The 26023-nt window shown below is 69.3% G+C and carries 25 protein-coding genes; 10 read left to right on the top strand and 15 right to left on the bottom strand.

Going from position 1 to position 26023, the window contains the following annotated elements; all coding sequences use genetic code 11:
* The first annotated feature begins 11 nt into the window (after positions 1 to 11).
* Complete coding sequence (locus ACRC20_RS09535) at positions 12 to 509, top strand: beta-class carbonic anhydrase (RefSeq protein WP_438686116.1); 498 nt, start codon at positions 12 to 14, stop codon at positions 507 to 509.
* 10 nt (positions 510 to 519) lie between these two features.
* On the opposite strand, the gene ACRC20_RS09530 is transcribed toward ACRC20_RS09535, so the two are convergent.
* Entirely contained in the window at positions 520 to 852 is a 333-nt protein-coding gene (locus tag ACRC20_RS09530; protein WP_438686115.1) for a hypothetical protein, read from the bottom strand.
* A gap of 25 nt (positions 853 to 877) precedes the next feature.
* Between ACRC20_RS09530 and hisN the strand changes: the two genes are divergently transcribed.
* The 6 genes from hisN to ACRC20_RS09500 all read left to right on the top strand — a co-directional run bounded on the left by hisN (position 878) and on the right by ACRC20_RS09500 (position 6831).
* Positions 878 to 1672, top strand: coding sequence for a histidinol-phosphatase (gene hisN, locus ACRC20_RS09525; RefSeq protein ID WP_438686114.1), 795 nt, complete (start codon positions 878 to 880; stop codon positions 1670 to 1672).
* A 100-nt stretch (positions 1673 to 1772) separates the two neighbouring features.
* Positions 1773 to 3140: an acyl-CoA dehydrogenase family protein gene (locus ACRC20_RS09520; RefSeq protein WP_438686113.1), complete on the top strand. Its 1368-nt coding sequence runs from the start codon at positions 1773 to 1775 to the stop codon at positions 3138 to 3140.
* A gap of 35 nt (positions 3141 to 3175) precedes the next feature.
* Positions 3176 to 4324 carry an acyl-CoA dehydrogenase family protein gene (locus ACRC20_RS09515; protein ID WP_438686112.1) on the top strand — a complete coding sequence of 383 codons (1149 nt, stop codon included), beginning with the start codon at positions 3176 to 3178 and terminating at the stop codon, positions 4322 to 4324.
* Positions 4325 to 4352: 28 nt separating this feature from the next.
* Positions 4353 to 5573, top strand: coding sequence for an acyl-CoA dehydrogenase family protein (locus ACRC20_RS09510; RefSeq protein ID WP_438686111.1), 1221 nt, complete (start codon positions 4353 to 4355; stop codon positions 5571 to 5573).
* Positions 5574 to 5708: 135 nt separating this feature from the next.
* Positions 5709 to 5999, top strand: a complete 291-nt coding sequence (locus tag ACRC20_RS09505) for a GlsB/YeaQ/YmgE family stress response membrane protein (protein WP_438686110.1) — start codon at positions 5709 to 5711, stop codon at positions 5997 to 5999.
* Positions 6000 to 6069: 70 nt separating this feature from the next.
* Positions 6070 to 6831 carry a VOC family protein gene (locus tag ACRC20_RS09500; RefSeq protein WP_438686109.1) on the top strand — a complete coding sequence of 254 codons (762 nt, stop codon included), beginning with the start codon at positions 6070 to 6072 and terminating at the stop codon, positions 6829 to 6831.
* A 14-nt stretch (positions 6832 to 6845) separates the two neighbouring features.
* Here ACRC20_RS09500 and proB read toward each other — a convergent pair whose 3' ends face one another.
* From proB to rplU, 4 genes are read right to left on the bottom strand one after another with little or no spacing between them, the layout of a single operon-like run.
* Entirely contained in the window at positions 6846 to 7958 is a 1113-nt protein-coding gene (gene proB / locus ACRC20_RS09495; protein ID WP_438686108.1) for a glutamate 5-kinase, read from the bottom strand.
* Positions 7955 to 9499, bottom strand: coding sequence for a GTPase ObgE (gene obgE, locus ACRC20_RS09490; protein WP_438686107.1), 1545 nt, complete (start codon positions 9497 to 9499; stop codon positions 7955 to 7957). The genes proB and obgE overlap by 4 nt, the downstream gene beginning before the upstream one ends.
* Positions 9500 to 9511: 12 nt before the next feature.
* On the bottom strand, positions 9512 to 9778 hold the full coding sequence (gene rpmA, locus ACRC20_RS09485; RefSeq protein ID WP_438686106.1) for a 50S ribosomal protein L27: 267 nt from the start codon (positions 9776 to 9778) through the stop codon (positions 9512 to 9514).
* Positions 9779 to 9812: 34 nt separating this feature from the next.
* A complete protein-coding gene (rplU, locus tag ACRC20_RS09480) occupies positions 9813 to 10124 on the bottom strand; it encodes a 50S ribosomal protein L21 (RefSeq protein WP_438686105.1) in 312 nt (103 codons plus the stop codon).
* Between the two features lie 147 nt (positions 10125 to 10271).
* Here rplU and ACRC20_RS09475 point away from each other — a divergent pair, with 147 nt between their 5' ends.
* Positions 10272 to 11345: an NAD(P)-binding domain-containing protein gene (locus ACRC20_RS09475; protein WP_438686104.1), complete on the top strand. Its 1074-nt coding sequence runs from the start codon at positions 10272 to 10274 to the stop codon at positions 11343 to 11345.
* Between the two features lie 54 nt (positions 11346 to 11399).
* Here ACRC20_RS09475 and ACRC20_RS09470 read toward each other — a convergent pair whose 3' ends face one another.
* The 5 genes from ACRC20_RS09470 to ACRC20_RS09450 form a co-directional block, all read right to left on the bottom strand.
* A complete protein-coding gene (locus ACRC20_RS09470; protein WP_438686103.1) occupies positions 11400 to 13886 on the bottom strand; it encodes a translation initiation factor IF-2 N-terminal domain-containing protein in 2487 nt (828 codons plus the stop codon).
* A gap of 387 nt (positions 13887 to 14273) precedes the next feature.
* Positions 14274 to 14702 (bottom strand): nucleoside-diphosphate kinase, encoded by a 429-nt coding sequence (ndk, locus tag ACRC20_RS09465; RefSeq protein ID WP_438686102.1) that lies wholly within the window; start codon positions 14700 to 14702, stop codon positions 14274 to 14276.
* Positions 14703 to 14725: 23 nt separating this feature from the next.
* Positions 14726 to 15205 carry a DUF4233 domain-containing protein gene (locus tag ACRC20_RS09460; RefSeq protein ID WP_438686101.1) on the bottom strand — a complete coding sequence of 160 codons (480 nt, stop codon included), beginning with the start codon at positions 15203 to 15205 and terminating at the stop codon, positions 14726 to 14728.
* Between the two features lie 14 nt (positions 15206 to 15219).
* Positions 15220 to 16638 carry a bifunctional folylpolyglutamate synthase/dihydrofolate synthase gene (locus ACRC20_RS09455; protein ID WP_438686100.1) on the bottom strand — a complete coding sequence of 473 codons (1419 nt, stop codon included), beginning with the start codon at positions 16636 to 16638 and terminating at the stop codon, positions 15220 to 15222.
* The gene (locus ACRC20_RS09450) at positions 16635 to 19265 is read right to left on the bottom strand and encodes a valine--tRNA ligase (protein ID WP_438686099.1); all 2631 of its coding nucleotides are present in this window, start codon (positions 19263 to 19265) and stop codon (positions 16635 to 16637) included. Before ACRC20_RS09450 ends, ACRC20_RS09455 begins: the two co-directional genes overlap by 4 nt.
* A 181-nt stretch (positions 19266 to 19446) precedes the next feature.
* Between ACRC20_RS09450 and ACRC20_RS09445 the strand changes: the two genes are divergently transcribed.
* Positions 19447 to 20037: a hypothetical protein gene (locus tag ACRC20_RS09445; RefSeq protein WP_438686098.1), complete on the top strand. Its 591-nt coding sequence runs from the start codon at positions 19447 to 19449 to the stop codon at positions 20035 to 20037.
* A 36-nt stretch (positions 20038 to 20073) separates the two neighbouring features.
* On the opposite strand, the gene ACRC20_RS09440 is transcribed toward ACRC20_RS09445, so the two are convergent.
* From ACRC20_RS09440 to ACRC20_RS09425, 4 genes are read right to left on the bottom strand one after another with little or no spacing between them, the layout of a single operon-like run.
* Positions 20074 to 22164, bottom strand: coding sequence for a S9 family peptidase (locus ACRC20_RS09440; RefSeq protein WP_438686097.1), 2091 nt, complete (start codon positions 22162 to 22164; stop codon positions 20074 to 20076).
* Complete coding sequence (gene mobA, locus ACRC20_RS09435; RefSeq protein WP_438686096.1) at positions 22161 to 22766, bottom strand: molybdenum cofactor guanylyltransferase; 606 nt, start codon at positions 22764 to 22766, stop codon at positions 22161 to 22163. Before mobA ends, ACRC20_RS09440 begins: the two co-directional genes overlap by 4 nt.
* A gap of 20 nt (positions 22767 to 22786) precedes the next feature.
* Positions 22787 to 23365 carry a DJ-1/PfpI family protein gene (locus ACRC20_RS09430; RefSeq protein ID WP_438686095.1) on the bottom strand — a complete coding sequence of 193 codons (579 nt, stop codon included), beginning with the start codon at positions 23363 to 23365 and terminating at the stop codon, positions 22787 to 22789.
* Positions 23362 to 23925, bottom strand: a complete 564-nt coding sequence (locus tag ACRC20_RS09425; RefSeq protein WP_438686094.1) for an isochorismatase family protein — start codon at positions 23923 to 23925, stop codon at positions 23362 to 23364. Before ACRC20_RS09425 ends, ACRC20_RS09430 begins: the two co-directional genes overlap by 4 nt.
* Before the next feature lie 66 nt (positions 23926 to 23991).
* Between ACRC20_RS09425 and ACRC20_RS09420 the strand changes: the two genes are divergently transcribed.
* Positions 23992 to 24945 carry a GlxA family transcriptional regulator gene (locus ACRC20_RS09420; RefSeq protein ID WP_438686093.1) on the top strand — a complete coding sequence of 318 codons (954 nt, stop codon included), beginning with the start codon at positions 23992 to 23994 and terminating at the stop codon, positions 24943 to 24945.
* Between the two features lie 22 nt (positions 24946 to 24967).
* Here the strand turns inward: ACRC20_RS09420 and ACRC20_RS09415 are convergent, their stop codons facing one another.
* Complete coding sequence (locus tag ACRC20_RS09415) at positions 24968 to 25843, bottom strand: hypothetical protein (RefSeq protein ID WP_438686092.1); 876 nt, start codon at positions 25841 to 25843, stop codon at positions 24968 to 24970.
* Positions 25844 to 26023 lie beyond the last annotated feature (180 nt).

The following is a 26023-nucleotide window of genomic DNA, read 5'->3' as shown; positions in this document are numbered from 1 at the left end:
AGCCTGCGGCTATGGCCTTCACCGACGAATTGCTGCGCAACAACGAGACGTACGCTGCGGCATTCTCCGGCCCTCTCCCCCTGCCGCCGAGCAAGCGCACCGCCGTCGTCGCGTGCATGGACGCGCGGCTGGACGTGTACCGGGCGCTCGGCCTGCGCGAGGGCGAGTCGCATGTGATCCGCAACGCGGGCGGCGTGGTCACCGACGACGTCGTCCGCTCGCTCGCGATCAGCCAGCGCCTCCTCGGCACCACCGAGATCGTCCTCGTGCACCACACCGATTGCGGGATGCTGACGTTCACCGACGACGCGTTCAAGCGGGACGTCCAAGACGAGATCGGGATCAAGCCCGCGTGGTCCGCCGAGGCGTTCGGCGATGTCGACGAGGACGTGCGCCAGTCGCTGCGGCGCGTGCGGCGCAGCCCGTTCGTCACCAAGACCACGTCGCTACGCGGCTTCGTCTTCGACGTCGCCTCGGGCCTCTTGCGCGAGGTCTCCGAGGACGCGTAGCGCTCTGGAGCTAGCTCTCCACGGCCCACCAGTGGGTGCTGGCCTTGCCCGGCAGATAGAGCGCGTCGATCTCCTGGCCCACAGACGGCCAGGCCGCCCCCGGCCCGAGCACCCAACGTTGGTACACCTCGGTCGGCGGCAGCTCTGGACCGCGCAAAATACCGCTGACCGCGCAGAACGCCTCCGCGTCCCCGGACGGGCGGGACACCGGGCTCACGCCGGTCAGCGTGAGCAGCGCGGGCTGGGCCTCGGCCCCGGGAGCGCGCTGCCCCTTCCCCCCGAACCGCCGCCAAAGCAACAACCCCAAGAGGACGAGCGCGGTGATCGCCATGAACGTCGTCATACGGCCAAGGCTACGCTCGACGGCCATGAGCACCCCGACCACGTACCGAGACGACCTCGATGTCGCGCTGCGCCTCGCGGAGGCCGCCGACGCCATCACGACGAGCCGCTTCTTGGCCTCCGACCTCTCGGTCACCGCGAAGCCCGACCTCACTCCGGTGACCGAGGCCGACCTGGCCGTCGAGACGCGGATCCGCGAGATCCTGGCCGAAGAGCGCCCCGGCGACGCCGTGCTCGGCGAGGAGTTCGGCGGCGAAGCGGCCTTCTCGGGGCGCCAATGGGTCGTCGACCCGATCGACGGGACGAAGAACTACGTGCGGGGCGTGCCGATCTGGGCCACGCTCGTCGCGCTCCTCGTGGACGGGGTGCCCGTGGTGGGGGCGGTCAGCGCCCCCGCGCTGCACCGCCGGTGGTGGGCGGCGCAGGGCGCGGGCGCGTTCGTCGAGGCCCCCGGAGCCCCCGCGCGGCGCATCGGCGTGTCCAAGGTCGAGGACTTGGCGGACGCGAGCCTCTCGGTCTCGGACTGGCGGGAGGGGCCCTTCGGCGAACGGATCCGCGCGCTCGAATCAAAAGTCTGGCGATTACGCGGTTATGGTGACTTCTATCACTATTGCCTCCTCGCAGAGGGGGCGGTCGACCTCGCCGCCGAGCCCGAGGTCTCGCTGTGGGACCTCGCCGCCCTCGACATCGTCGTCCGCGAGGCAGGAGGGTGTTTTAGCTCGTTAGACGGCCAGAGCGGGCCCCACGGCGGCAGTGCGCTCGCGAGCAACGGTAGACTGCACGCAGCGGCGCTCGAAGCCATGGGAGGCACCGGCGCGTAGCCGCAAGAGGACCCCGGGGGCACCCCGCGCGAAGCCTTACCTACCGGTCGGTAACATAGCTCTCGACCAAGGAAACTTCGGCGATAGGAACTCGACGGACATGTCCACAAAACCCGCTTCTGCAGACGCTTCTCCCAAGTCGCTCTCCAGCAAGAAGACGACCCCCATCGGCCTCGGGCTGCGCGCTCTGTCCGCGATCACCGGCTCCGATCTGGTGAACAAGTACGACCTCAACAAGCAGCTGACCTGGACCTCGTACAACGCGAGCAAGACCGGGTTCAAGGCCCTCGGCGTCGCCAACCGGGTCTTCAAGCAGGTCGGCGGCGGCAACAAGGGCGCCCGCCCCGCCCGCACCACGAGCGACCTGTTCGACCTCACCCCCGAGGAAGACCAGAAGCTCATCGTCGACACCGTCAAGGAGTTCGCCGAGGAGGTGCTGCGCCCCGCCGCCCTCGAGGCGGACGCCGCCGTCGCCACCCCGCAGTCCATCCTGGACCGCTCGGCCGAGCTCGGCGTCACGTTGATCAACGTCCCCGAGGAGTTCGAAGGCGCCGCCTCCGAGCGCAACGCGATCACCAACGCCCTCGTCGCCGAGGCCCTCGCCCACGGCGACCTCGGCCTCGCCCTGCCGATCCTCGCCCCCAGCGCGGTCGCCATCGCCCTCGGCGAATGGGGCACCGACGGGCAGCAGAAGACGTACCTCCCCTCCTTCGCGGAGGACAAGGCCCCCCAGGCCGCGTTCGTCATCGCCGAGCCGCAGCCGCTCTTCAACCCGTTCGACCTGAAGACCAAGGCCGTTCGGACCCCGAGCGGGTTCAAGCTCAACGGCGTGAAGGCGCTCGTGCCCGCCGCGGGCTCCGCCGAGCTCTTCATCATCGGCGCGCAGTTCGAAGGCCGCCCCGCCCTCTTCATCGTGGAGTCCGGCAACAAGGGCCTCACCGTCGAAGGCGACCCGAGCATGGGCCTTCGCGCCGCAGGCATCGGCCGCATCAACCTCAACAACGTCGTCCTGCCCGAGAGCGCTCTGCTCGGCGACCCGGACCCGCAGGTCCGCGAGAACAACTTCACCGAGTCGGTCCGCCTCTCTCGCATCGCGTGGGCTTCCGTCGCGGCAGGAGTCGGGCAGGCCGTCCTCGACTACGTCATCCCCTACGTGAACCAGCGCGAGGCGTTCGGCGAGCCGATCAGCCACCGCCAGGCGGTCGCCTTCATGGTGGCGAACATCGCCATCGAGCTCGACGGCATCCGACTGGTCGCCCTCCGCGGCGCCTCCCGCGCCGCCCAGGGCCTGCCCTTCGCCCGCGAGGCCGCGCTCGCCCGCCGTCTCGCCTCGGAGAAGGGCATGCAGATCGGCCTGGACGGCGTGCAGCTGCTCGGCGGCCACGGCTTCACCAAGGAGCACCCGGTCGAGCGCTGGTACCGCGACCTGCGGGCCGTCGGCGTCGCCGAGGGCGTCATCCTCGTCTAATCCCCCCGACCGCAGCTTAGAGAGGATTTCGCACCATGCCTATCAACCTCGAACTTTCCAAGGACCTCGAAGCCGTCGTCGAAAGGGCGCACAAGGTCGCTTCGGAGGTTTTCCGCCCGATCTCGCGCAAGTACGACATCGCCGAGCACGAGTACCCGACGGAGCTCGACGAGCTCGCCAAGAACCCCGAGACCAAGGACCTGCTCTCCGCCGGAAGCAACGTCGGAGCCGTCCTCAACGTCTTGGAGCTCAGCTGGGGCGACCTCGGCCTTGAGCTGACCATCCCCGGCAACGGCCTCGGGAACGCCGCCATCGAGGCGGTGGCCAGCCCGGAGCAGCTCGAGCGCTTCGGCGGCGAGTGGGCCGCGATGGCGATCACCGAGCCGGGCTTCGGCTCGGACTCCGCCGCCGTCACGACCACCGCGATCCTCGACGGCGACGAGTACGTCATCAACGGCGAGAAGATCTTCGTCACCTGCGGCGCGCGGGCGAAGAACATCGTCGTGTGGGCGAGCGTCGACCCGAAGGCGGGCCGCGCGGCGATCAAGTCGTTCGTCGTCCCCTGGGGCACGCCCGGCGTCAGCCTGGTGCGTTTGGAGCACAAGCTCGGCATCAAGGCCTCCGACACCGCCGCGATCCTCTTCGAGAACGTGCGGGTGCCCAAGGAGAACCTGCTCGGCTCCCCCGAGGTGAACACCGAGAAGGGCTTCGGCGGGGTCATGCAGACCTTCGACAACACCCGGCCCCTGGTCGCAGCGCAAGCCCTCGGCATCGCCCGCGCGGCGCTCGAGGAGCTGCGCTCGATCCTGGAAGGCGCGGGCGTCGAGATCAGCTACGACAACGCCCCGTACAGCCAGCAGTCCGCAGCCGTGGACTACCTGGCTCTCGAAGCCGACTGGGAAGCCGCGTACCTGCTCACGCTCAAGGCCGCATGGCTGATCGACTCCAAGCAGTCGAACTCCAAAGAGGCCTCGATCGCCAAGGCGAAGGCCGGGCGCACCGCGACAGCGGTGACCCTCAAGGCCGTCGAGCTCGCGGGCGTCCACGGCTACTCCCAGAAGTCGCTCTTGGAGAAGTGGGCGCGCGACGCGAAGATCACGGATATCTACGAGGGCACCCAGCAGATCCAGCAGCTCGTCGTCGCGCGGCGCACCCTCGGGCTCAGCTCCGCGAAACTCAAGTGACCACACGACTCGGAAAAAGGCGATAACTATGGCGATCAACCTCGAACTTCCCAAGAAGTACCAGCAGTTCCTCAACCTCGCCCACGACTTCGCGGGCAGCTACTTGCGGCCCATCGCTCGCAAGTACGACCTCGCCGAGCACGACTACCCCGTCGAGATGGACGTCATCGGCGCCGCGTACGACGCGATGAGCGAGACCAGCGACATGGGCGAGTCGGTCAACTCGCAGGCGAAAGAGGAGACCGAGGAGAGCAAGGCCGCGCGGGGGAACAAGAACGGCGCGAACCTCAACTCCGTGCTCGCGATGGCGGAGAGCTGCTGGGGCTGCCCCGGCCTCACCCTGACCATCCCCGGCCAGGGCCTCGGGAACTCCGCGATCGCGGCGGTGGCCAACGACGAGCAGTACAAGCGGTTCGGCAACAAGTGGGCCGCGATGGCGATCACCGAGCCGGGCTGCGGCTCGGACTCCGCCGCCGTCAAGACCACCGCGATCCTCGACGGCGACGAGTACGTCATCAACGGCGAGAAGATCTTCGCCACCGCGGCCTCCCGCGCCAGCCACATCGTCGTGTGGGCGACCGTGGACAAGAGTCTCGGCCGCGCGGCGATCAAGTCGTTCGTCGTCCCCCGCGACACCCCCGGCGTGAACTTGATCCGCGTCGAGCACAAGCTCGGCATCAAGGCCTCCGACACCTGCGCCCTCATCTTCGACAACGCCCGCGTCCCGAAGGAGAACCTGCTCGGCTCCCCCGAGGTGAACGTCGAGAAGGGCTTCGCCGGGGTCATGCAGACCTTCGACAACACCCGGCCGGTCGTCGCCTCCATGTCGATCGGCGTGGCCCGAGGCGCGCTGGAGGACCTCCTGGAGATCCTCACCGAGGCAGGCGTCGAGATCAGCTACGACAAGCCCCCGCACGTCCAGCACGCCGCGGCCGCCGAGTACCTCCGTCTCGAGTCGGAGTACGAGTCCGCGTACCTGCTCACGCTCAAGGCGGCGTGGATGGCCGACAACAAGATCCCGAACTCGCGCGAGGCCTCCATGGCCAAGGCCAAGGCGGGCCGCATGGGCTCCGACGTCACCCTCAAGGCGATCGAGCTCGCGGGCCTCTACGGCTACTCGCAGCGGGCGCTTCTGGAGAAATACGGCCGCGACACGAAGATCTTCGATATTTACGAGGGCACTCAGCAGATCCAGCAGCTCATCGTCGCCCGACGCACCCTCGGCCTCACCTCAGCACAACTGAAATAAAACAAAAACAGGTTCCGCTCTCGCGTCGCTTCCCGCCTGAAACGCTCGCCATAGAGTAAACTTGATCTTGTGTTCGTGGGCACACACCATAAAATGTGAGAAAAGGCAGGAATGACGATGATCACTCCAACTTTGATGGCTTCTACTCAGGTCCTCGCCGAGGCGACGAAATACACCTCGTTCGGATGGATCGGCTACATCATCATCGGCGGCCTCGCCGGTTGGCTCGCAAGCAAGTTCCTCGGCACCGACGCGCAGCAGGGCATCCTGCTCAACGTTCTCTTCGGTGTCGTCGGCGGCCTCATCGGCGGATTCCTCCTGAAGTTCGTCTGGCACTCGAGCGGTGGCTTCTGGTTCACCTTCATCAGCGCGCTGATCGGCGCTTCCATCCTCATCTGGCTCTGGAAACTGATCAGCAAGAAGTAAATTTTCACGCTTCTGCGGGAACGACCGGGCCGACATTGTCGGCCCGGTCGTTCTGCTATAAGCTCCTTGTATGAGCACGATCACACAGAACGGCGTCCCCGTGTGGGTGGATTTCGCCACCCCTGACTTCGACAGCAGCGCGGGGTTCTTCGCAGGGCTTTTCGGCTGGACCTACGAGCGCAACCCCGACTTCGGCGGGTACGGCAACTTCTCCGGGCCAGGCGGCCTCGTGGCAGGCGGCATGGAGCTTCCGCCCGAGCAAGGCGTCCCGCCCTGCTGGACGGTGTACTTCCAGGCCGACGACGCGGCGGCGACCACGGAGCAGGCGAAAGCTGCGGGTGCCACCGCCTTCTGCGAGCCAACCCCGGTCGGCGACCTCGGCGTCATGGCGGTCATCGCGGACCCCGAAGGCGCCGCCTTCGGGCTGTGGCAGCCGGGCACGCACAAAGGCTTCGTCCGCACCGGCAAGCCGGGCGCCCCGGTCTGGTTCGAGCTGAACACTCGGGACAAGGCGGCGGGCGTCGACTTCTACACCGGCCTGTTGGGCTGGAGCGCCCGCCCGTACGAGAACGAGGGCCCCGACTACACCGTGTTCGGCGCGGCAGGCGGCGACGAGCTCGGCGGAGCCATCGACGGGAGCGCCTTCCTGCCCGAAGGAGTCCCGAACCACTGGCAGGTCTATTTCGGCGTCGCCGACACCGACGCGGCGGTCGAGAAGGCGCAGAGCCTCGGCGGGAGCGTGCTCGCCCCGGCTTTCGACACGCCGAACGGCAAGATCGCGATACTCGCGGACCCGAAGGGCATCGCCTTCGGCGTCGTGAGCGTCAGCTAGCGCCGGGAGGGCCGTCAGTACGCGACGACGTCGTCCGCGTGCACGACGGGTTTCGCGAGCTCGCCCCGCCCGGAGAGCGCCTCGCTGAGCTCGACGGCCCCGTACGCCGCCACCCCCCTGGCGACGTGCTCGCCGCGCTGGTCTGCGAACACGACGACGTCCCCGGAGCGGAACTCTCCCGAGGCGCCTTTGACCCCGGCGACAAGGAGCGACTTGCGGTCTGCGGTGACCGCGCGCACCGCGCCGTCGTCGAGGACGAGCGAGCCGGTGGGCTCGGCGGCGTGGCGGATCCAGAATTTGCGCGCGGACAGCCTCGGGGCGCGCGGGGCGAACACCGTGCCGCTCTGGCCGCCGAGCAACGCGTCCGCCGCCCGCGGAGCCGAGGTGACGAGCACCGGCACACCCGCGTCCGCAGCCATCCGCGCCGCGCGGAGCTTGCTCTCCATACCGCCCGTGCCGAGCCCGTTGCCGCCCTTCGCGCTCACGCCGTCCAAATCGGCCGCAGACGCGACCAAGTCGAGCCGGGCGGCTCCGGGCTCTTGCGGGTTGCGGTCGTACACCCCGTCGACGTCGGAGAGCAGCACGAGGGCCTCCGCCCCGACGAGGTGCGCGACCAGCGCCGCGACGCGGTCGTTGTCCCCCAGCCGCACGGTCGCCGTCGAGACCACGTCGTTCTCGTTGATCACCGGCACGGCGCCAAGCGCGAGGAGCCGGTTCAGCGTGCGCTGCGCGTTCGCGTTGTGCTCGCGGATCGAGAAGTCGTGCACGGAGAGCAGGACCTGCCCGACGACTTTCCCGTACCGGGCGAAGGAGGCTCCCCAGGCCAGGGCCAAGGCGGTCTGCCCGACGCTGGCGGCGGCCCGCTGGGTGAGATGGTCCTGCGGGCGGCGGCGCAGGCCGAGCGGCGCGAGCCCAGCCGCCACCGCGCCGGAGCTCACGACGAGGATCTTGCTCCCCGCCTCGATCCGCCCGGCGAGCGCGTCGACAAGCGCGTCGAGCTTCGCGACATCGACGCCGACGCCTGCGCTGGTGAACGCGGAAGAGCCGATCTTGACGACCACGGTCCGAGCGGTGCGGACTTGTTCGCGGACCGCTGTCGAAGCGGCCGCCGCGCCCGTCTCGCTCACTCTGCCCCGTCCGAAGGCTCTTCAGACGCGGCTGCTGGCTCCTCGTCCTCCCAAACCTCGCCGTCCTCCCACTCCACGTCTTCCCATTCGTCCGAGTCCTCTTCGGCCTCGAGGCTGTGCTGCGCCTCCCAGACACGGGTGTCCGTGCCGCGCGATCCGTGCCGCAGAGAAGCCTGCCTCGGCTCCCAGCCGAACACGACATGCCCGATGCGCACGTCGGCGCCCGGCTTCGCGCCGAGCTTCGCGAGCTTGTCCTCGACCCCGAGCTTCGCGAGCCGGTCCGCGAGATAGCCGACGGCCTCTTCGTTGTCGAACTGGGTCTGCCGGACCCAGCGCTCCGGCCTGGCCCCCGTGACGAGGAAACCGCCCTGGTTCTCGGGGTCCGCCTGGACGGCGAACTTCGACTCGTCGATGGCTTTCGGCCGGACGATCTGCCGTTTTGGCTCCACTGCGGCCATCTTGGCGCGGTGCTCCTCGACCAGCGCGGCCAACGCGAAGGTCAACGCGCGCAATCCTTCGCCGCTCACGGCGGAGACTTTGAAAACCTTCGGCGACTCCGGCTCCGCCCACGGCTCGTCCGCGGGCGCGGGTCCGCCGCGCAGCTGCTCGGCGAGGTCCTCGGCCACCATCTCGGCGAGGTCTGCGGCGTCTGGCACGTCGATCTTGTTCAGCACCGCGATACGGGGGCGGCGCAGCAGGTCCCCCAGGCCGAGGTCGGCGTCCAACGCGGGCTGGTAGGCCGCGAGCTCTTTTTCCACCGCGTCGAAATCGGAGGCCGGGTCGCGTCCCGGCTCCAACGTGGCGCAGTCCAAAACGTGCACCAGCACCGCGCAACGGTCCACGTGCCGCAGGAAGTCGAGGCCGAGGCCCTTGCCCTCCGCTGCTCCTGGGATCAGGCCCGGCACGTCGGCGACGGTGAACGTGGTGTCCCCCGAGGACACCACCCCGAGGTTCGGCACAATCGTGGTGAACGGGTAGTCCGCGATCTTGGGCTTCGCGGCAGAGAGCGCGCTGATCAGCGAGGATTTCCCCGCATTGGGGTAGCCGATGAGGCCGACATCGGCCACCGAGCGCAATTCCAGGGTGAGGTCCCTGGTTTCGCCGTCCTCGCCGAGGAGCGCGAAACCGGGCGCCTTGCGGGCCTTGGAGACCAGCGCCGCGTTCCCGAGGCCGCCGCGCCCTCCTTCTGCGACGACGAACCTGGTGCCTTCGCCGGTGAGGTCGGCGACGAACTCGCCCTTGTCGTCGAAGACGACCGTGCCGGACGGCACGGGCAGGACGAGGTCCTCGCCTCGCGCGCCATTGCGGTTCGACCCCATCCCCATCCTGCCGTCCGAGGCTTTGATGTGGGGGTGGAAGTGGAAGTCCAGCAAGGTGTGCGCTTGCGAGGAGACCTCAAAAACAACTGAGCCGCCGTGGCCGCCGTTCCCGCCGTCCGGGCCACCAAGCGGTTTGAACTTCTCGCGATGAACCGAGCTGCAACCGTGGCCGCCTGCTCCGGCGCTCACATGGACCACGACGCGATCGATAAAACGCGCCATGGGAGAGCCTAACTACGCTTCGACAGCCTCGACGGCTTCGATGTTGACGGTCTTGCGACCGCGCTTGGAACCGAACAGGACCTTGCCCGCGACGAGCGCGAACAACGTGTCGTCGCCGCCCCTGCCGACGCCGTCGCCGGGGTGGAAGTGGGTGCCGCGCTGGCGGACGATGATCTCGCCCGCGTTCACGGCCTGGCCGCCGAACCGCTTCACGCCGAGCCGCTGGGCGTTGGAGTCGCGGCCGTTGCGGGAGCTTGAGGCGCCTTTCTTATGTGCCATGAGTCAAATCCTCTCTTAAGTCTTCTGCTGCGAGTCAGGCGATACCGGTCACTTTGAGCACCGTCAGCGGTTGACGGTGGCCCTGGCGACGGTGGTAGCCGGTCTTGTTCTTGAAGTGGTGGATCCGGATCTTCGGGCCCTTGGTGTGCTCGACGAGCTCGGCGGTCACCTTCGCCTTGGCCAACGCGTCGGCCTTCGTGGTGACCGAAGCGCCGTCGGCGATGAGCACGGGGGTGAGGGAGACGGCGTCGCCGGGCTCGCCCTCGAGCTTCTCCACGCTCACCACGTCGCCAACGGCGACTTTGTACTGCTTGCCGCCGGTCTTCACAACCGCGTATGCGCCCATATCTCTCACATTCCTCAAAGCTTGCCCAGGTCATGCCTGCGGGGTTTTCGGCCCACGACGGACCAGAAACAACCGAGTCATTCTAGGGGAGCGGGGCACGGGGAGTCAACTCGACCCGCGCAGGCCGACGTTTGTTCCAATGTTCTCATGGACATCACGCGCGAGCGCACCACGATCGTCGTCATCGGAGCGGGGCAGGCAGGCCTGTCCGCCGGGTACTTCCTGCGCAAACGAGGCCTGGAGCCCGGCTCCGGGTTCGTCATCCTCGACCACGCCCCCAAGGCCGGGGGCGCGTGGCAGCACCGCTGGCCGAGCCTCACCCTGCAGACCGCCAACGCCGTGCACGACCTGCCCGGCCTTCCGCTCGACCATTCCCAGCCCGAGGTCCAAGCCTCGACGACCGTCCCCGGCTACTACGCCCGCTACGAGCGCGAGTTCGGGCTCGACGTCCGAAGGCCCGCAGACGTGCGCGAGGTGGCCCGAGACGGCTCCGGCTTCCTCGTCCGGGCCGATATCGGCGAATTCTCCTGCGCGGGCGTCCTGAACGCGACAGGCACCTGGGAGAAGCCGTTCTGGCCCCGTTACCCGGGGGCAGGCCTTTTCGAGGGCAGGCAGCTGCACGCCCACGACTACCGGCTGCCCGAGGAGTTCGCCGGGCAGCACGTGCTGGTCGTCGGGGCCGGGGTGTCCGGGGTGCAGCTGCTCCTCGAGCTCTCGAAAGTCGCCAGGACGACATGGGCCACCCGGCGCGAGCCCCTCTTCCGCGAGGGCCCCTTCACCCCGGACATCGGACGGGCCGCTGTCGCGGTGGTCGAGGACCGGGTCCGCCGGGGCCTGCCGCCCGGCTCGGTCGTGAGCGTCACGGGGCTGATGTGGACCCCGGAGCTGCGCGAGGCGCAGTCCCACGGGGTCCTCGCCCGCTCGCCGATGTTCCAGCGGCTCACCCCGACCGGGGTGGCGTGGGCGGACGGGCGGACGTTGGACGTGGACGCGATCCTCTGGTGCACCGGCTTCCGCGCCAACCTCGACCACCTGGCCCCGCTCCGGCTGCGCTCCCCCGGCGGCGGGATCGTGATGACTGGCAGGCTCGCGACCCGAGTCGCGGCGGAGCCCCGGCTGCACCTGCTCGGCTACGGCCCCTCTGCGAGCACGATCGGGGCCAATCGGGCGGGCCGGGCCGCAGTCGCCGAGCTGATGGAGGTCATCGAGGCAACTTCTTAGCAAGGGCTAACACTTCGACATGTCTTTCGAAGCGCCCCGCAGGAGGCTTCGGCCCTAGGCCGGAGCCTCCTCGCCCTGCGTGGCCTCGGCCTGCGCGGCCATAGCCCGGAACATGGGATGCTCGCCGTGATGGGCGACGACCTTCGGCACCACGGGGGCCTGCTGCTGGGCGTTGCCGCCCGAGCTCCCGCCCGAGCCGCCGCGCGAGCGCCTGCCCCGCCCGGACCCGGATTCGGCGCGGCCCTCGTCCGAGGGCTCGGTCCCGAGCGGGTCGGAGTGCACGACGACGCCCCGGCCCTCGCAGTGCGAGCATTTCGTGGAGAACGCCTCCAAAAGGCCGGTGCCGATCCGCTTGCGGGTCATTTGGACCAGCCCGAGCGACGTCACCTCGGAGACCTGGTGGCGCGTGCGGTCCCGGGCCAGGCACTCGGTGAGCCTGCGCAGGACCAGCTCGCGGTTGGACTCGAGCACCATGTCGATGAAGTCGACGACGATGATCCCGCCGATGTCGCGCAGCCGCAGCTGGCGCACGATCTCCTCGGCCGCCTCGAGGTTGTTCCGGGTGACGGTCTCTTCCAAGTTGCCGCCGGAGCCGACGAACTTGCCGGTGTTCACGTCGACCACCGTCATCGCCTCGGTCCGGTCGATGACGAGCGTGCCGCCCGACGGCAGCCACACCTTTCGGCCCAGCGCCTTCGCCAGCTGCTCGTCCACCCGGTACTCGGAGAACACGTCCTGGCCGTCTGTCTTGGGCTCGAACCGCTCAAGGCGCGCGCCGAGGTCCGGCGCGATGGCCGAAAGGTACTCCTGCACCACCTCGTGGGAGTTCTCGCCCTGGACCACCAGCTTGGTGAAATCCTCGTTGAAGACGTCGCGAATGAGCTTGACCAACAGGTCCGGCTCCCGGTACAGCGAGCGCGGCCCGCCGCCCTGCGCCTTCGCCTCCTCGGCGAACTGCTGGATGCGCTGCCACTGCTCGGCCAGGCGCGTCACGTCCTCGGTGAGCTGCTCGGCGGACACGCCCTCCGAGGCGGTGCGCACGATGACGCCCGCGTCCTCGGGGACGATGCCGGAGAGGATCTCGCGCAAGCGGTTGCGCTCGGTGTCCGGCAGTTTGCGGCTGATGCCCTTGGCCGAGGCTCCCGGCACGAAGACCAGGTAACGGCCCGCGAGGGCGATCTGCGTCGTCAGACGCGCGCCCTTGTGCCCGACCGGGTCCTTGTTGACCTGCACCAGAAGGTAGTCGCCCGGCTTGATGGCGTGCTCGATCTTGCGCGCGTCGCCGCCGAGGCCGACGCCTTCCCAGTTCACCTCGCCCGCGTACAGGACGGCGTTGTTGCCCCGCCCGATGTCCACGAACGCGGCCTCCATCGAGGGGAGGACGTTCTGCACCCGGCCGAGGTAGATGTTCCCGACCATGGAGGCCGAGGCCGACGTGGTCACGAAGTGCTCGACGAGGACGTTGTCCTCCAAGACCCCGATCTGGGTGTACTTCCCGCCGGGCGAGCCGTCGGGGTTGCCGTCGCGCTCGCGCACCACCATGACCCGCTCCACGGCCTCGCGCCGGGCGAGGAACTCCGACTCGGACAGGATGACCGAACGGCGCCTGCCCCAGTCGCGTCCCTCCCTGCGGCGCTGGCGTTTCGCCTCAAGCCGGGTGGAGCCGGAGATGCCTTGCACCTCGTCTTTGTCCTTCGAGCGGCTCGACCGCTCGCGCGTCGGCGCGGGCGGCGCGTCGTCGTCCGCGCCGTCGCCGCCCCGCCTGCGCCGTCTGCGGCGTTTCGCGGAAGACGACAGCTCGGCAGCCTCCGCGCTCTCTGCGGCGGGCCCGGACTCGTCGGCCTTGTCGGCTTTGTCTGTCTTGTCGGCCTTTTCAGGCTTCTCGGCCTTCTCCGGCTTGTCCGCAAGCTCCGCCTCGACGGGCTCGCCGCCCTCTTCGCCCTGCTCCTGCGCTTCCGAGCCGCGTCCCCTGCCCCGTCCGCGCCTTCCTCGGCGGCGGCGCCTGCTGGCCCGGCTCTCGGCGTCGTCGCCGGACTCGCCCTCGTTTTCCTCTTCCTCGTCGGAATCGGAAGCCTCGGCGGCCTGCGGGTCGGCCTTGCGCGGCTCGACCAGGTGCGGCTCGACCAGGTGCGGCTCCAAACGATGCGGCTCCAGGAAGAGCGGCGGGCCGCCCACCAGCTCCAGCTGCGCAGGAGCCGGGTCGGGTTGCGTCGAGCCAGCCCCTTCCGGAGCCTGCTCCTGCGGCGCTGCCTCAGGTTCGGCCCGCTCCTGGGCTTTCTGCTCTTGTTGCGCTTTCGCGGGGGGCTCGGCTTTCGCGCCCGTGTCGGCGTTCGAGGCGGGCTCGGCGTTCGCCAAGGCCTCGCGCACCTGGGTCGCGACAGTCTCGTCAATGCTCGACTGCGGTCCCCGGACGGTGACTCCGAACTCGGAAAGCTTGGTCAGCACTTGCCGGGAGGTCACCCCGAGCAGGCGACCAAGGGCATGGACTCGAATCTTCCCCTGCGGGGCGGAATCGTCAATCGGCGGCAGCTCTTCAGCCACGTGGCACTCCTTGTATCAGCCCCCGGGCGCGCTCAGGACGTCCTTCGGACATCACGAGCACAGCCACGCGGGGGGTCTTTGTGTCTATCGCGCATCGCGCAATCGGTGAAGACCGCGCGAGGCGACATAGTCGCGTTTTCTGGCCGAAGTCCGTCGAAAAACTCCCTCTCCGACGCCCATGGGCTGGGTGCTGGCGTTATTCGGAACTTTTCGACAAAGCTTCGGGGTCGTCGCGCGCCGCCTGGCCTAGGCCGCCGGCCGCGCGCCGACTGCATCCACTATCGCATATCTTTCGCGCGGCGCGCGCCATCCCCCGCCGTGAAGGCTCCTGGCGAGCCTTTCTGCCAGGCCGAGTTCGAGGATCCAGAGCCGGTTCGAGGGTCCAGATCAGTGGTGGTGGGACAGCCCGAACTCGGGGAACCACAGCGCGATCTCCCGAAGCGCCGACTCCGGCGAGTCGGAGCCGTGCACCAGGTTGCTCTGGACGGTGAGGCCGAAATCCCCTCGGATCGTGCCGGGGACCGCGCTCTTCACCGGGTCGGTCCCGCCGATGATCTGGCGCATCGCCGCGATGGAGCCCTCGCCCTCGATGATCGCCGCGACCAGCGGGCCGGAGGTGATGAACTCGACGAGCGAGTCGAAGAAGGGACGCTCGGCGTGCTCGGCGTAGTGCTCGCGCGCGATGTCCACATGCGGCACGAGCCGCTGCAGCGCGAGGATCTCAAGCCCCTTGCGCTCGACACGCGCCAGCACTTCTCCGATGAGGCCGCGAGCCACCGCATCAGGTTTGATCAACACCAAAGTCCGCTCAGTCACGGAGCTAGCTTAGAGCACGGCTTTCAGCCGTCATAACGAGACGCCTGAGCCTTCTGCACGCCCCGTCGCATCCACCACACGACACCCCAGACCACTGCGAAGATCACACCGGCGATCCCGAGCGCCGGATGCACGAGCCATCCTGCGACGAGGACGGGCTGCAGGCCCAGGTCCAGCGAGAACGCCCAGGGCCGGGATTGCACGGCGCACGCCACGAAGAGCAGCGCCGCGAAGCACAGCACGAACGTGGTCGGCGCCCAGCCCGGCCCGTGGAACGAGGACAGGTTCTCGACGACGGGAACCCCGAGCAGCACCGCGACCATCTCCAGGATCAAGATCCCCGAGCACACCCCCCGGAACCCCTTCCAGGGGTCGTTTCTGGGGTCCGCGCGGCGATCTCCTTCGTTGCTCCTCGCCTCGGACGGCCCCTCCTCCCCCTCTATTCCTCGGCTCGGCGCGCCTTGGATCTCATCCGCGCGGGGCTCGCCAGAAACCAGGTTCATATCCTCTTCTTCGGTCACGATGGGGCCAATCCGTAGAAGTCCCTCGCCAGGCCCGCCGTGACCACCGAGCCGGTGATCAGCACGCCGTCCCCCTTCTGGGCAGCCAGCTCTTTCGCCGTGCCGACCGCCTCCGCGAAGTCCGGCTGCACCACGACGCGCTTGGGCTCGAACACGCCGCGCGCCAGCTCGGCCAGGCCGTCCGCCGCGAGCGCCCTCGGCGAGCCGTTGCTGGTCACCACAACAGAGGCCAGCACCGGCGCGAGCGCTTCGAGCACCCCGCGCACGTCTTTGTCCTCCATGACGCTCAGCACGCCGTGGAATTGGATGTTCGGGAAGTCCTCCGCCAATGCCCGGACGAGGGCCTGCGCCCCGTGCGGGTTGTGGGCCGCGTCCACCAGCACGAGCGGGTCCTGCGCCCCCGAGGGCATGCGCTCGAGCCTGCCTGGGGAGCGCGCGCTCGCGAAGCCGTCGAGCACGACGCTCTCCGCGCGCGCGCGCTGCGGCCCGGCGCCGAAGAACGCCTCGACGGCGGCGAGGGCGAGCGACGCGTTCGCCGCCTGGTGCGGCCCATAGAGCGGCAGGAAGACCTCTGGATACACCGCGCCGAGGCCGCGGAGGCCGATTTGCTGCCCGCCGACGGCCAGCTTGCGCTCGGTCACCGCGAACTCCTGGCCCGCGCGGGCCAGGACGGCCCCTTCCCGTTCCACCTGCGCGAGGATCGCCCGCAACGCGGCGGGCTCCTGCTCGGCCGTGAGCACGATCTGGTCTTTCTCCTCCCAGCCCGCCTGGCCTTTCGGCAGCCGCTTGACGATCCCGGCTTTCTCGCCCGCGATCACCGCGAGGTCCGACCCGAGGTACTCGACGTGGTCGATCGAGACCGGCGCGATGACCGCGACCTGGCCGTTCACCACATTCGTCGCGTCCCAGCGCCCGCCCATCCCGACCTCGATCACGGCCACGTCCACCGGCGCCTCGGCGAAGATCGTGAACGCCATCGCGACGAGCACCTCGAATTTGCTCATCGCCGGGCCGCCGCCCGACCGCGAGCTCTCGTCCACGCGCAGCACGAACGGCTCGATCTCCCGCCACGCCGAGACGTACTGCGCCTCGGTGATCGGCTGGTCGCCGAGCGAGATCCGCTCCACCGGGGACTGCAGGTGCGGGCTCAAGATCCGCCCGGTGCGCAGGCCGGTCGCGGTGATCAGGGCGTCGATCATCCGCGTCGTCGACGTCTTCCCGTTCGTGCCCGCGATATGGATGCTCGGGTAGGCGTGCTGCGGCGAGCCCAAGAGGTCCATCAGCGCGGCGATCCGCGTGAGGCTCGGCTCGATCTTCGTCTCCGGCCAGCGGGTGTCGAGCTCGGCTTCGACCCTCTCGAACTCGGCATGGTCGAATTCCGCTTGGTCGAATCCTGCCTGGTCGAAGTCGCTCATCGCAGCTCCTCGAGCTTCGCCTCAAGCCGTTCGATCTCGGCCTTCGCCGTCTCGTTGCGCGCGCGGATCTTCGCCACGACGGGCTCGGGGGCTTTCGCGAGGAAGGACTCGTCGCCGAGTTTCACGGCCGTGCCGTCGAGCTCCTTCTGTTGTGTCGCGATGTCCTTCTCCAACCGCTTGCGCAACGCGTCCTTGTCCACCGTGCCGGACAGGTCGAACCGGACGACGACCACGCCCGAGCCGAGCGCCGACTCGACGGCGGCGGTCTGGTTGAAGCCCTCCTCGGGAACGCCGACCCTGGCGAACGCGCGGATCTGCTCCGCCCAGTCCGCCAGTCCTGCCTCGGCGAGGCCGTCGAGCGCGGCGGGGATGCGCTGGCCCGGCGGCAGCCCCTGTTCGGAGCGGAACCGCCGGATGTCGGTGATGAGCGTCTGCGCGCCCGTGACGCGGGCGAGCGCGGCCGGATCGGCCTGGTGGCCCAACGGCGCGGGCCACGACGCGCTCACCAGCGTCTCGCCGCCTGCGAGCGCCTGCCACAGCACTTCGGTGACGAACGGCATGCTCGGGTGCAAAAGACGCAGCAGCACGTCGAGCACTCGCGCGAGCACCGCCCTAGTGCTGTCCGGACGCTCCGGAAGCTGCAGTTTCGCGAGCTCCAGGTACCAGTCGCAGAACTCGTCCCAGGTGAACTGGTACAGCGCGTGGGAGGCTTTGGCGAACTCCCCGGTCTCGAAGGCGCTGTCCGCCTCGGCGCGCACCTCTTCGAGGCGGCCGAGGATCCAGCGGTCCGCGTCGGTGAGCGAGTTCTCGTCAAGGCTGGCGCCGAAGCCCTCGGCAGCCCCGCTGATCAACGCGAACCGGGTCGCGTTGAAGAGCTTCGTGACGAAGTTGCGGGCCGCGATCGCGTTGGACTCCCCCATCGGCACGTCCGTGCCGGGGGCGACGCCGCGCAAGAGGGCGAACCGGGTCGCGTCCGCGCCGAACCGGTCGAGCCAGTCCAAGGGGTTGATGACGTTCCCCTTGGACTTACTCATCTTCTGGCCCTTCTCGTCCCGGACCAGGCCGTGGAACCACAGCTCGCGGAACGGAGCCTGCGCCAAGCCCTCTTGAGCGACCCAACCGCCGAACATCGCCATCCGCACGGCCCAGAAGAACAAGATGTCGTATCCCGTGACCAGCACGCTCACCGGGTAGAAGGCCTCGAGCTCGGGGGTGCGCTCGGGCCAGCCGAGGGTGGCGAAGGCCCACAGCCCCGAGGAGAACCAGGTGTCGAGCACGTCGTGCTCTTGCGTCCAGCCCTCCGGGATCTCCTCGTCGTGGCCGAAGCATCGGACTTCGCCCGCCGGGCCGTACCAGACCGGGATCCGGTGCCCCCACCACAGCTGGCGCGAGACGCACCAGTCGCGCATGTTGTCGGTCCAATCGAACCAGCGCGCGGCGAGCCCCTCCGGCGCGATCGGCATGAGCTCGGAGCGGACCTGCTCGCCCGCCGCCTTCGCGAGCGACTCGACTTTCAAGAACCACTGCAGCGAGAGCCTCGGCTCCACTGGCTCCCCGCCGCGCTCGGAGTGCCCGACGCTGTGCTTGTAGGGGCGGACCTCCGCGACCACGCGGCCCTGCTCCGCGAGCTCCAGCCGGACGGCTTTGCGCGCCTCGAAACGGTCCATGCCGTCAAAACGCGTGCCGGTGCCCGCGATCTTGCCGTCCTCGTCCATGACCGTGAGCATCGCGAGGCCGTGCCGCTGCGCGAGCTCGAAGTCGTTCGGGTCGTGCGCCGGGGTGATCTTCACCGCGCCGGTGCCGAACTCGGGGTCCACATGCGTGTCCGCGACGATGCGCAGCTCGCGGCCGACGAGGGGGTGCGGCAAGGTCGTGCCGACGAGGCGCCGGTAGCGCTCGTCGTCCGGGTGCACGGCCACGGCGACGTCCCCGAGCATCGTCTCAACGCGGGTGGTCGCGACGACGATGTGCGGCTCGTCGTCCTTGAGCGAGCCGTAGCGCAGCGAGACGAGCTCGCCGTCCACCTCTTTGTGGACGACTTCGGCGTCGGAGATCGCGGTGCGCTGCTTGGGCGACCAGTTGACCAGGCGCTCGGCCTGGTAGACCAGCCCCGCGTCGAAGAGCTGCTTGAAGACGGTCCGCACGGCTTTGACCAGGCCGTCGTCCATGGTGAAGCGCTCCCGGCTCCAGTCCACCGAGTCCCCGAGACGGCGCATCTGCCCGGAGATATTGCCCCGCACCTCCTCTTTCCATGCGAAGGCCCGCTCCAGGAACGCCTCGCGGCCGAGCTCGTGGCGGCTGGTGCCCTCTGCGGCCAGCTGGCTCTCGATCGCCGCCTGCGTGGCGATCGAGGCGTGGTCGAAACCGGGCAGGTAGAGCACCTCGTAGCCCTGCATGCGCTTGCGCCTGCAGATCGCATCCATCACGGCGTGCTCCATCGCGTGGCCGACGTGGAGGTTGCCGGTGACGTTCGGCGGCGGGACGACGATGGAGAACTTCGGCTTCTCGCTCGCGGGGTCGGCGGTGAACAGTCCCGCCTCTTGCCAGCGCCGATAGATCTCGTCCTCGTGGGCCGACGGCTCCCAGGCGGAGGGCAGGGTCTCGTTGGTGGTCTCGGGGTTGGGCACCGGAGGATTCTACTCGCCGCCCCCGCCGGAGGCAGAAAGCGTTCGCGCTTGCGCAGCGCGCGAGGCGGCTTCCCACGGCCCCACGACCGAGCCTCACGGCGCGGTATTGGCCCGGACCCGAATGCGTAACAGTCCCGGGGGCCAGTCGCGTAACACCGGTCACAGGGGCTTCACTAGTCACGTGAGCACAAAGTCGTCTCTTCTTTCACTGTTCGCGGTGTGCGCGGCAGCCGTCTCGTCCGCAGCGCCGCACGCCGCCGCCGCGCCCGCCGACCCCGGGTGCGCGGCCCTCCAGCAAGTGCAGCCCGACCTCAGCGACCTCGGCACGAAATTCGGCGCGTTCGCCAACACCGTCGGCCGCCTCGGCGGGCAGTACCAGCAGGGCAACCTCCTCGGCGTAGCCGCCAATCTGGGCGACACCGGCCAGAAGGCGCAAGAGATGATGGACTCGCTGCACCAGATCAGCGGCGACTTGCAGGACGCGGAGAGCAGCACCAGCGATCCCGGCCTTCGCGACTCGATCAGCAAGCTCGACGAGGCGGTCAACGAGGGGGCCGACGACGCCGGGGCCTACACCAACCCCTTCGCCCCCAAGCCGGAGAACGGCCAGCTGACCTCGCTCGCCGTGCGGATCGGGGCCCTCCTGATCGGCTACCAGATCAACTACACCAGGGTGTGCGGCATCGGACAGATCGGGCAGCTCGGACAAATCGGGCAGCCCGGCCAGCAAGGCGCGCCCGCCGTGGCCGCGCAGGCGCCCGAACAGAACTAGCCCGGACTAGAACGAGCCGGTCCGGACGGCTGCCCGCTACAAGCCGAGGACCTCCGGCGGCTCGGCTTCCTCGCCGAGCACGTGCTCGGCGAGGAAGCCGAAGACGACCTGGTACCAGAGTTTCGCGTCCTGCGGCTGCAGCACCCAGTGGTTCTCGTTCGGGAAGTACAAGAACCGGTGCGGGGTCTGCCCGTGCTCGTCCGCCGCGAGCTGCGACCGGGACAACAGGTCCCACCACAGCCGCAGGCCTTCGCCGACCGGGACGCGGTAGTCCTTGTCCCCGTGGACCACGAGCATGGGGGTCCGGATGTTCTCGACATGCAGATGCGGCGAGTTCGCCAGAGCCATCTCTTCGGTCATCTCCCGCAGCCAGTACGAGCTCTCGTCCGTGGTGGCGCCGAACTGGTCCAGCGCCCATAGGGAGGCGTGGGTGACGATCGCCTTGAACCGGTCGGTGTGCCCGGCGATCCAGTTGGCCATGTACCCGCCGAAGGAGCCGCCCATGGCCGCCGTGCGCGTCTGGTCGACGGCGGGATGCCCGAGCGCCGCGTCGACCGCCGCCATGAGGTCGGCGAAGGTCGCGCCGCCCCAATCGCCCCAGCCGCGCTGGATGAACGACTGCCCGTAGCCGGTGGAGAGCGCCGGGTCGGGCAAGAGCAGCGCGTAGCCCTTCGCGGCCAAAAGCCACGGATTCCACCGCCACGACCACGCGTTCCAGCTGGACAACGGCCCACCGTGCACCCAAAGCACTAGCGGGGCGGGCCGCTCCTGCCCCGCTCCGGCGGGCAGCACCAGCCACGAGCGGACTGTGCTGTCCTGAGCCGGCTCCCCCGTCGCGAGGACCGTCGTGAGCTCTTCCAGGGTCCCCGGCAGTTGCAGCTCCGACGCGGGAGACGGCAGCTCCACCACCGAGCCGTCGGCTCCGATCCGCACCGGATGCGGCGGGCGCAGGTAGGAGGAGCGCAGCGCGAAAACGGCTCCGCCAAGGGCAGGCGCGAGAGCGGTGTAGGCGAAGTCGTCCGCCGTGAGCCGCACAGGCGCCGTGCCGCCGAGACCGGCCCGGACGGCGTCGACGCGAAAAATGGGCGCGCGGCCGTTCTCGTCCGCGACGATGTAGAGCGCCTCGCCGTCCTGCGACCAGGCGATCTCCCCCGGCCACAGGTCCCAATCCGGCGCGAGCTGGCGCGTGGAGCCGTCGACGAGCGACAGCACGTGCACGGTGATGCGCGGCGCCTCGGTCGGGCTGGAGCGGCTTTCGCGCCGATAGGCGACCTGCGTCTGGTCCGGGGAGATCTTCGGGTCCATGACGTAGCCCTCGGGGTCGTCGAGCAGCACGCGGCTCTCCCCGGTCGCGGCGTCGACGCGCACCAGCACCTCGCGGCGCGAGCCTTGTTCTGCGGGGACAAAGAACGAAGTGACCAGGAAGCTCCCGTCTGCGGCGAGGTCGGCGCTCGTCTCGCTCAGCCCACGGCCCTTGACCTGCGCGGGCGCGGGCGGCGGGGTGAGGTCGACAGGCGCGTCCTCGCCGAGCAGCCAGAGGCGCGGGGCGTCCGGGCCGAGGTCGTGGTCCCAGAAGCGCACCGGGTAGCCGGTGTGGAGGATGGCCGAGACTTTGCCCTCCTGCCGGAGTTTGCGCAGCTTCTCGTCCTCTTTCAAGCTGTTCGCGCCGGAGAGCGTCCGCACGGTCGCGACCGTGGCCGCCGCCGCAGCGGCAGGAAGGACGGCGCTCACCGCGCCGGGGAACCTCGCGATCTCGCTGGCCTCGCCGCCCTCAGCGGGCAGGCGCCACACCGAGGCGGGCGGGTCCTCGCCGCCCTCGCCCGAGCCGCGCGAGCTCAGGAACAACAACGAGCCGTCCGCTGCGAACACCGGGGCGGACTCGCCCCGCTCGGAGAAGGCGATCCGCCGCGCCGCCCGCCCGCCCGCCGGGTCCGCCTCCCAGATCGACGAGACGAACTTCGTCTTCTTCTCGTCGAGCTGGGCGACCACGAGGGCGACCCGCGAGCCGTCGCGCGAAACGGCGAGGCCGGACACGCGGGGAAGGCCGAGATAGGCGTCGAGGTCGCGCAGCGCCGTGGCGCTTGCCGGGGCGAAGTCTTCCCGTGTGGAGTTTTCCGAAGCCGTCATGGCTCCGAGCGTAGTCGCGAGAGCGCCGCCCATTCCTGCGGGGTGTTCACATTGCTGAGCGCTAATGGTTCGCTGACCTGTGTTTTTCTTATGGCGCGCGAGTTGAGGAATTCCATCATCGCGCGCTTTCCCGCCGCCAGCGCGGCCACGGCGGGCGCGGCCAGCGCCGTCGAGCACACCGCGACGAGCGGATGCGTCCGCTCATGGTCGGCGGCGAGCAGCGCCTCGGCCCGGCCTGCCTCGAATGCCGCCAGGAGCTCCCCCACCACAGCGGCGGTGATGAGCGGCAGGTCGGCGGAGAGGACCACGGCCGCCGCCGCCCCGCTCGCCGAAGCCGCCGAGAGGCCGGTCGCCAGGCCGCGCAGCGGGCCCTGGCCGAGGACCTCGTCGCGGAGCGCCCGGACGCCGTCCGGAACGGGCCGCTCGTGCTCCCCGAAGACCACGAACATCCCCGCGCCCCCCGACTGCTCGGCACAATACGGCCGCATTGCTTCGAGCGACCGCTCCAGAAGCGGCTTCCCGTCGAAGACGAGCCGGGTCTTGTCCGTGCCCATGCGGCGGGAACCGCCCCCGGCAAGGACGATTCCAGCGATGGCGGACATCCCTCTAGTCTGCCTGAGCGTCAGGCGGGCGCGTAGTCCACGTAGTGGCGCACTTCCTCCGCCCGCTCCGGTGTCGCCAGACGCGAGACCAGGTGCAGCGCCATGTCGATCCCGGCGGAGACTCCCGCCGAGCTGACGATGTCGCCCTCGTCCACCCACCGGGCGTGCGCGTCCACGACGACTGTGGGGTCGGCCTTGGCCAACAGATCCAGCGCTCCCCAATGGGTCGTCGCGCGCTTGCCCCGCAGCAGGCCCGCCGCCGCGTAGACCAGCGACCCGCTGCAGACGCTGGCGAGCAGCGGGACCGCTTCCCGCGCCGCTCGGACCCAGTCCAGATGCCGCTCGTCGCGCATCAGGGCGCGGGTGCCGATCCCGCCCGGATGCAGGAGCACGCCGGTCCCGTCGAGGTCGTCCAGCCCCGCGTGCGCGGCGAGCACGAGCCCTTTCGCGCAGACAACCGGCGCCCCGTCCGGACTGATCATCCGCACCGTCCACCCGTCCTCGGGATGCAGGTGCGCCCAGGCCGCGAAGATCTCCCACGGACCGACCGCGTCGAGCTCCTCGACCCCGTCGAACAGCAGGATGTCGATGCGGCTCATCGGACGACCTCGTCGGTGCTCGTCACGGTGGCGAACTCGCGGTCGAGGTTCGCCGCAGTCACAGCAGCGATCTCGTCCGCCGTGATCCATCGCTGATCGCGTCCGCTGAACCTGTCGAAGGTGTGTGTCGCGTCGAGCGGCAAGACCACCTCGTAGCCCAGGTCGGAGCCGACTCGCGAAGTCGTCTCGACGCAGAAATTCGTGGTGATCCCGGTGACGACGATCCGGGACACTCCTCGGGCTTGGAGCTCTTGGTGCAGGTCGGGTTTGCCGAAGAACGCCGCGTGCACGCTTTTGACGACCCTGAGGTCGGCGGACGCGTACAGCTGCGGGTCTTTCGGCTCGAAACCCTCCGTTCCAGCGCTGAGCGGGGAGCCTGCGACCTTCGAGGCGTGCTGCACGGCGACGACGAGCCAGCCTTGCCTGCGGGCATGCGCGACGAGGCGCGCGATGTTCGCCTCGGCCTCGGGATTGTTCCTGGGGCCCCAGTATTCCTCGTCGTCGAAGCCCTTCTGCGCGTCGATGACGATGAGAGCGGTGTCAGTGCCGATGTGTGTCATGGCTCCGAGTCTCCCGCGCCCAGGCGCCCCTTGCCAGTGGCATGAATGCCATGGTTCCATAGAAAAATGCCAAAGACTGCGAACCGGCCGCACCGAGTGGTCGCTCTCGCCCTGCCGGGCGTGGTCCTGCTCGACCTCGCGGCGCCCGCGCACCTCTTCGGGCATTGCGGCGAGGGCAAGTACGCGTTCGAGCTCGCCGGGCTGTCCGCCGGGCCCGCCCCGGACAGCACCGGCGTCGTCCTGTGCCCGAAGAGCGGCTTGACGGCCCTGGAGGGGGCGGACACCGTCGTTGTCCCGGGATGCGGCGTCCCCGGCCTGTCGTTTCCGGAAGAAGCGGTCGAGGCCCTCAGAACCGCGCACGCGCGAGGAGCACGGGTCATGTCGGTCTGCACGGGAGCCTTCCTCCTGGCCGAGGCAGGACTGCTCGACGGCCGCAGGGCCACGACGCACTGGATGCACACGGAGGAGCTGGCCCGGCGCTACCCGAAGGTGACGACCGTCCCCGACGTGCTCTTCGTGGACGAGGGACGGATCCTCACCAGCGCGGGGGTGGCCGCCGGGCTGGACCTGTGCCTGCACGTCGTCCGCCGAGACCATGGGGCCGCGCACGCTGCCGAGGTCGCCCGCCGCACCGTCATCGCGCCGCACCGCGAGGGCGGGCAGGCGCAATACATCGAACAACCCGTGCCGCAACGCCCCGAGGACTCGCTGGCAGACATCCGCCAGTGGGCGATCGAACACCTCTCCGAGCCGATCGCCATCGCCGATATGGCTCGCCGCGCCTTGCTCTCGACACGCAGCTTCCAACGGAAATTCGTGGCCGAGACCGCGACGAGCCCTGGCGCCTGGCTGCTCCGACAGCGCGTCGCCGCCGCGCAGCGGCTGCTCGCCGAGACGAGCCTCGGCGTCGACGAGGTCGCCAACGCCGTCGGCCTCGGCTCCGCCGAAGGCCTTCGCCAGCATTTCCGCAAGCAGTTGCGCACCACCCCGACCGCGTATCGGCGGGCTTTCGCGGGCTGAGCCCAGCCGGGGAGCAAATCCCCTACGCCGTTCCCGCGCCCGGCACGCTCCGCCGCGCGGACGTCCACAATGCGGCGAACAACAACAACGGGACAACGAGCAACGCCACATCCTGATAGAGGTGATGGACGTGCTCCGGATGCAGGGCGCAGTAGAAGACCATCCCCACGACATGCAGCGCCTGCACGAACACGAAGCTCAAGATGAAGGTGTCATGCCCGACGGGATCGCTCGCGGCCCGCCAGAGGAACACGGCGAACACCACGAACACCACGCCGAAGAGCTGGCCGTACACGTCGTCCTTCCCCCACAACGCGAAATGCTCGAACCAGCCCGCGCGAGCATGCCCGGTCCCGGCGACGAGGTCGTCGCCATAGTGCCCGTGCGCGACCAGCCATCCGCTGAGCACGACGAACATCAGCATCATGGCGCTGATCCCGCGCAGGAGCGCGCTCACCGACCGGTACTCCGGCGGAACCGGCCTCCCCGAGCCGCGACCGAGCGCCTCCAACCCCGAGACCTGCGACCGCGACCGCCGCCACGACCAGAGCAGCGCCGAGGCCAGCAGCGCTCCCACCAGCGCATCGCCGACGAGATGCCCGTGGTCGCCGCGCCGCGCCGCTGCCGCGACGACCAGCACCGCCTGGGCGGCCGCGAACACAACCGCCCCCGACTGGATCAGGCTGCGATGCGCCGCAGGCTCGCGGGCCGCTTGCACGAACATCGCGCCGAGGCCCGTGAGCATCGCGTACACCATGGGCGTGGTTGCTGTCGGCCCGTCCGTCCACCACCAGTGCGTCCGGAGCGCCTCGGGCCGATAGGTCGCGGGAAAGTACTGCGCGATCCACGAGAGCCCGTAGACCAAGACCATCGCGCCCCCCCGAAAGGGCGAGCGCAAATCGCACGGACCGCTCCTCACGGGTGTTCCTCGTCGATAACGCTGGGGATATAGCCATTGTGTCTTCTCCGAACTCGACATCGCAGCGCCGGGAAGCCGGTGCGTCAGACTTGTTATTTATACAAAATAGTATAGTACATATTCGATGCTCGCCCCCGCCGACCGCGGAGCCCATGCCAA

Origin of the sequence: Segniliparus sp. (genome assembly GCF_051660745.1) — a bacterium.
Lineage (GTDB): Bacteria > Actinomycetota > Actinomycetes > Mycobacteriales > Mycobacteriaceae > Segniliparus.
The sequence above is the reverse complement of the archived record's forward strand: the minus strand, read 5'-3'. Positions and strand labels throughout refer to the sequence as shown.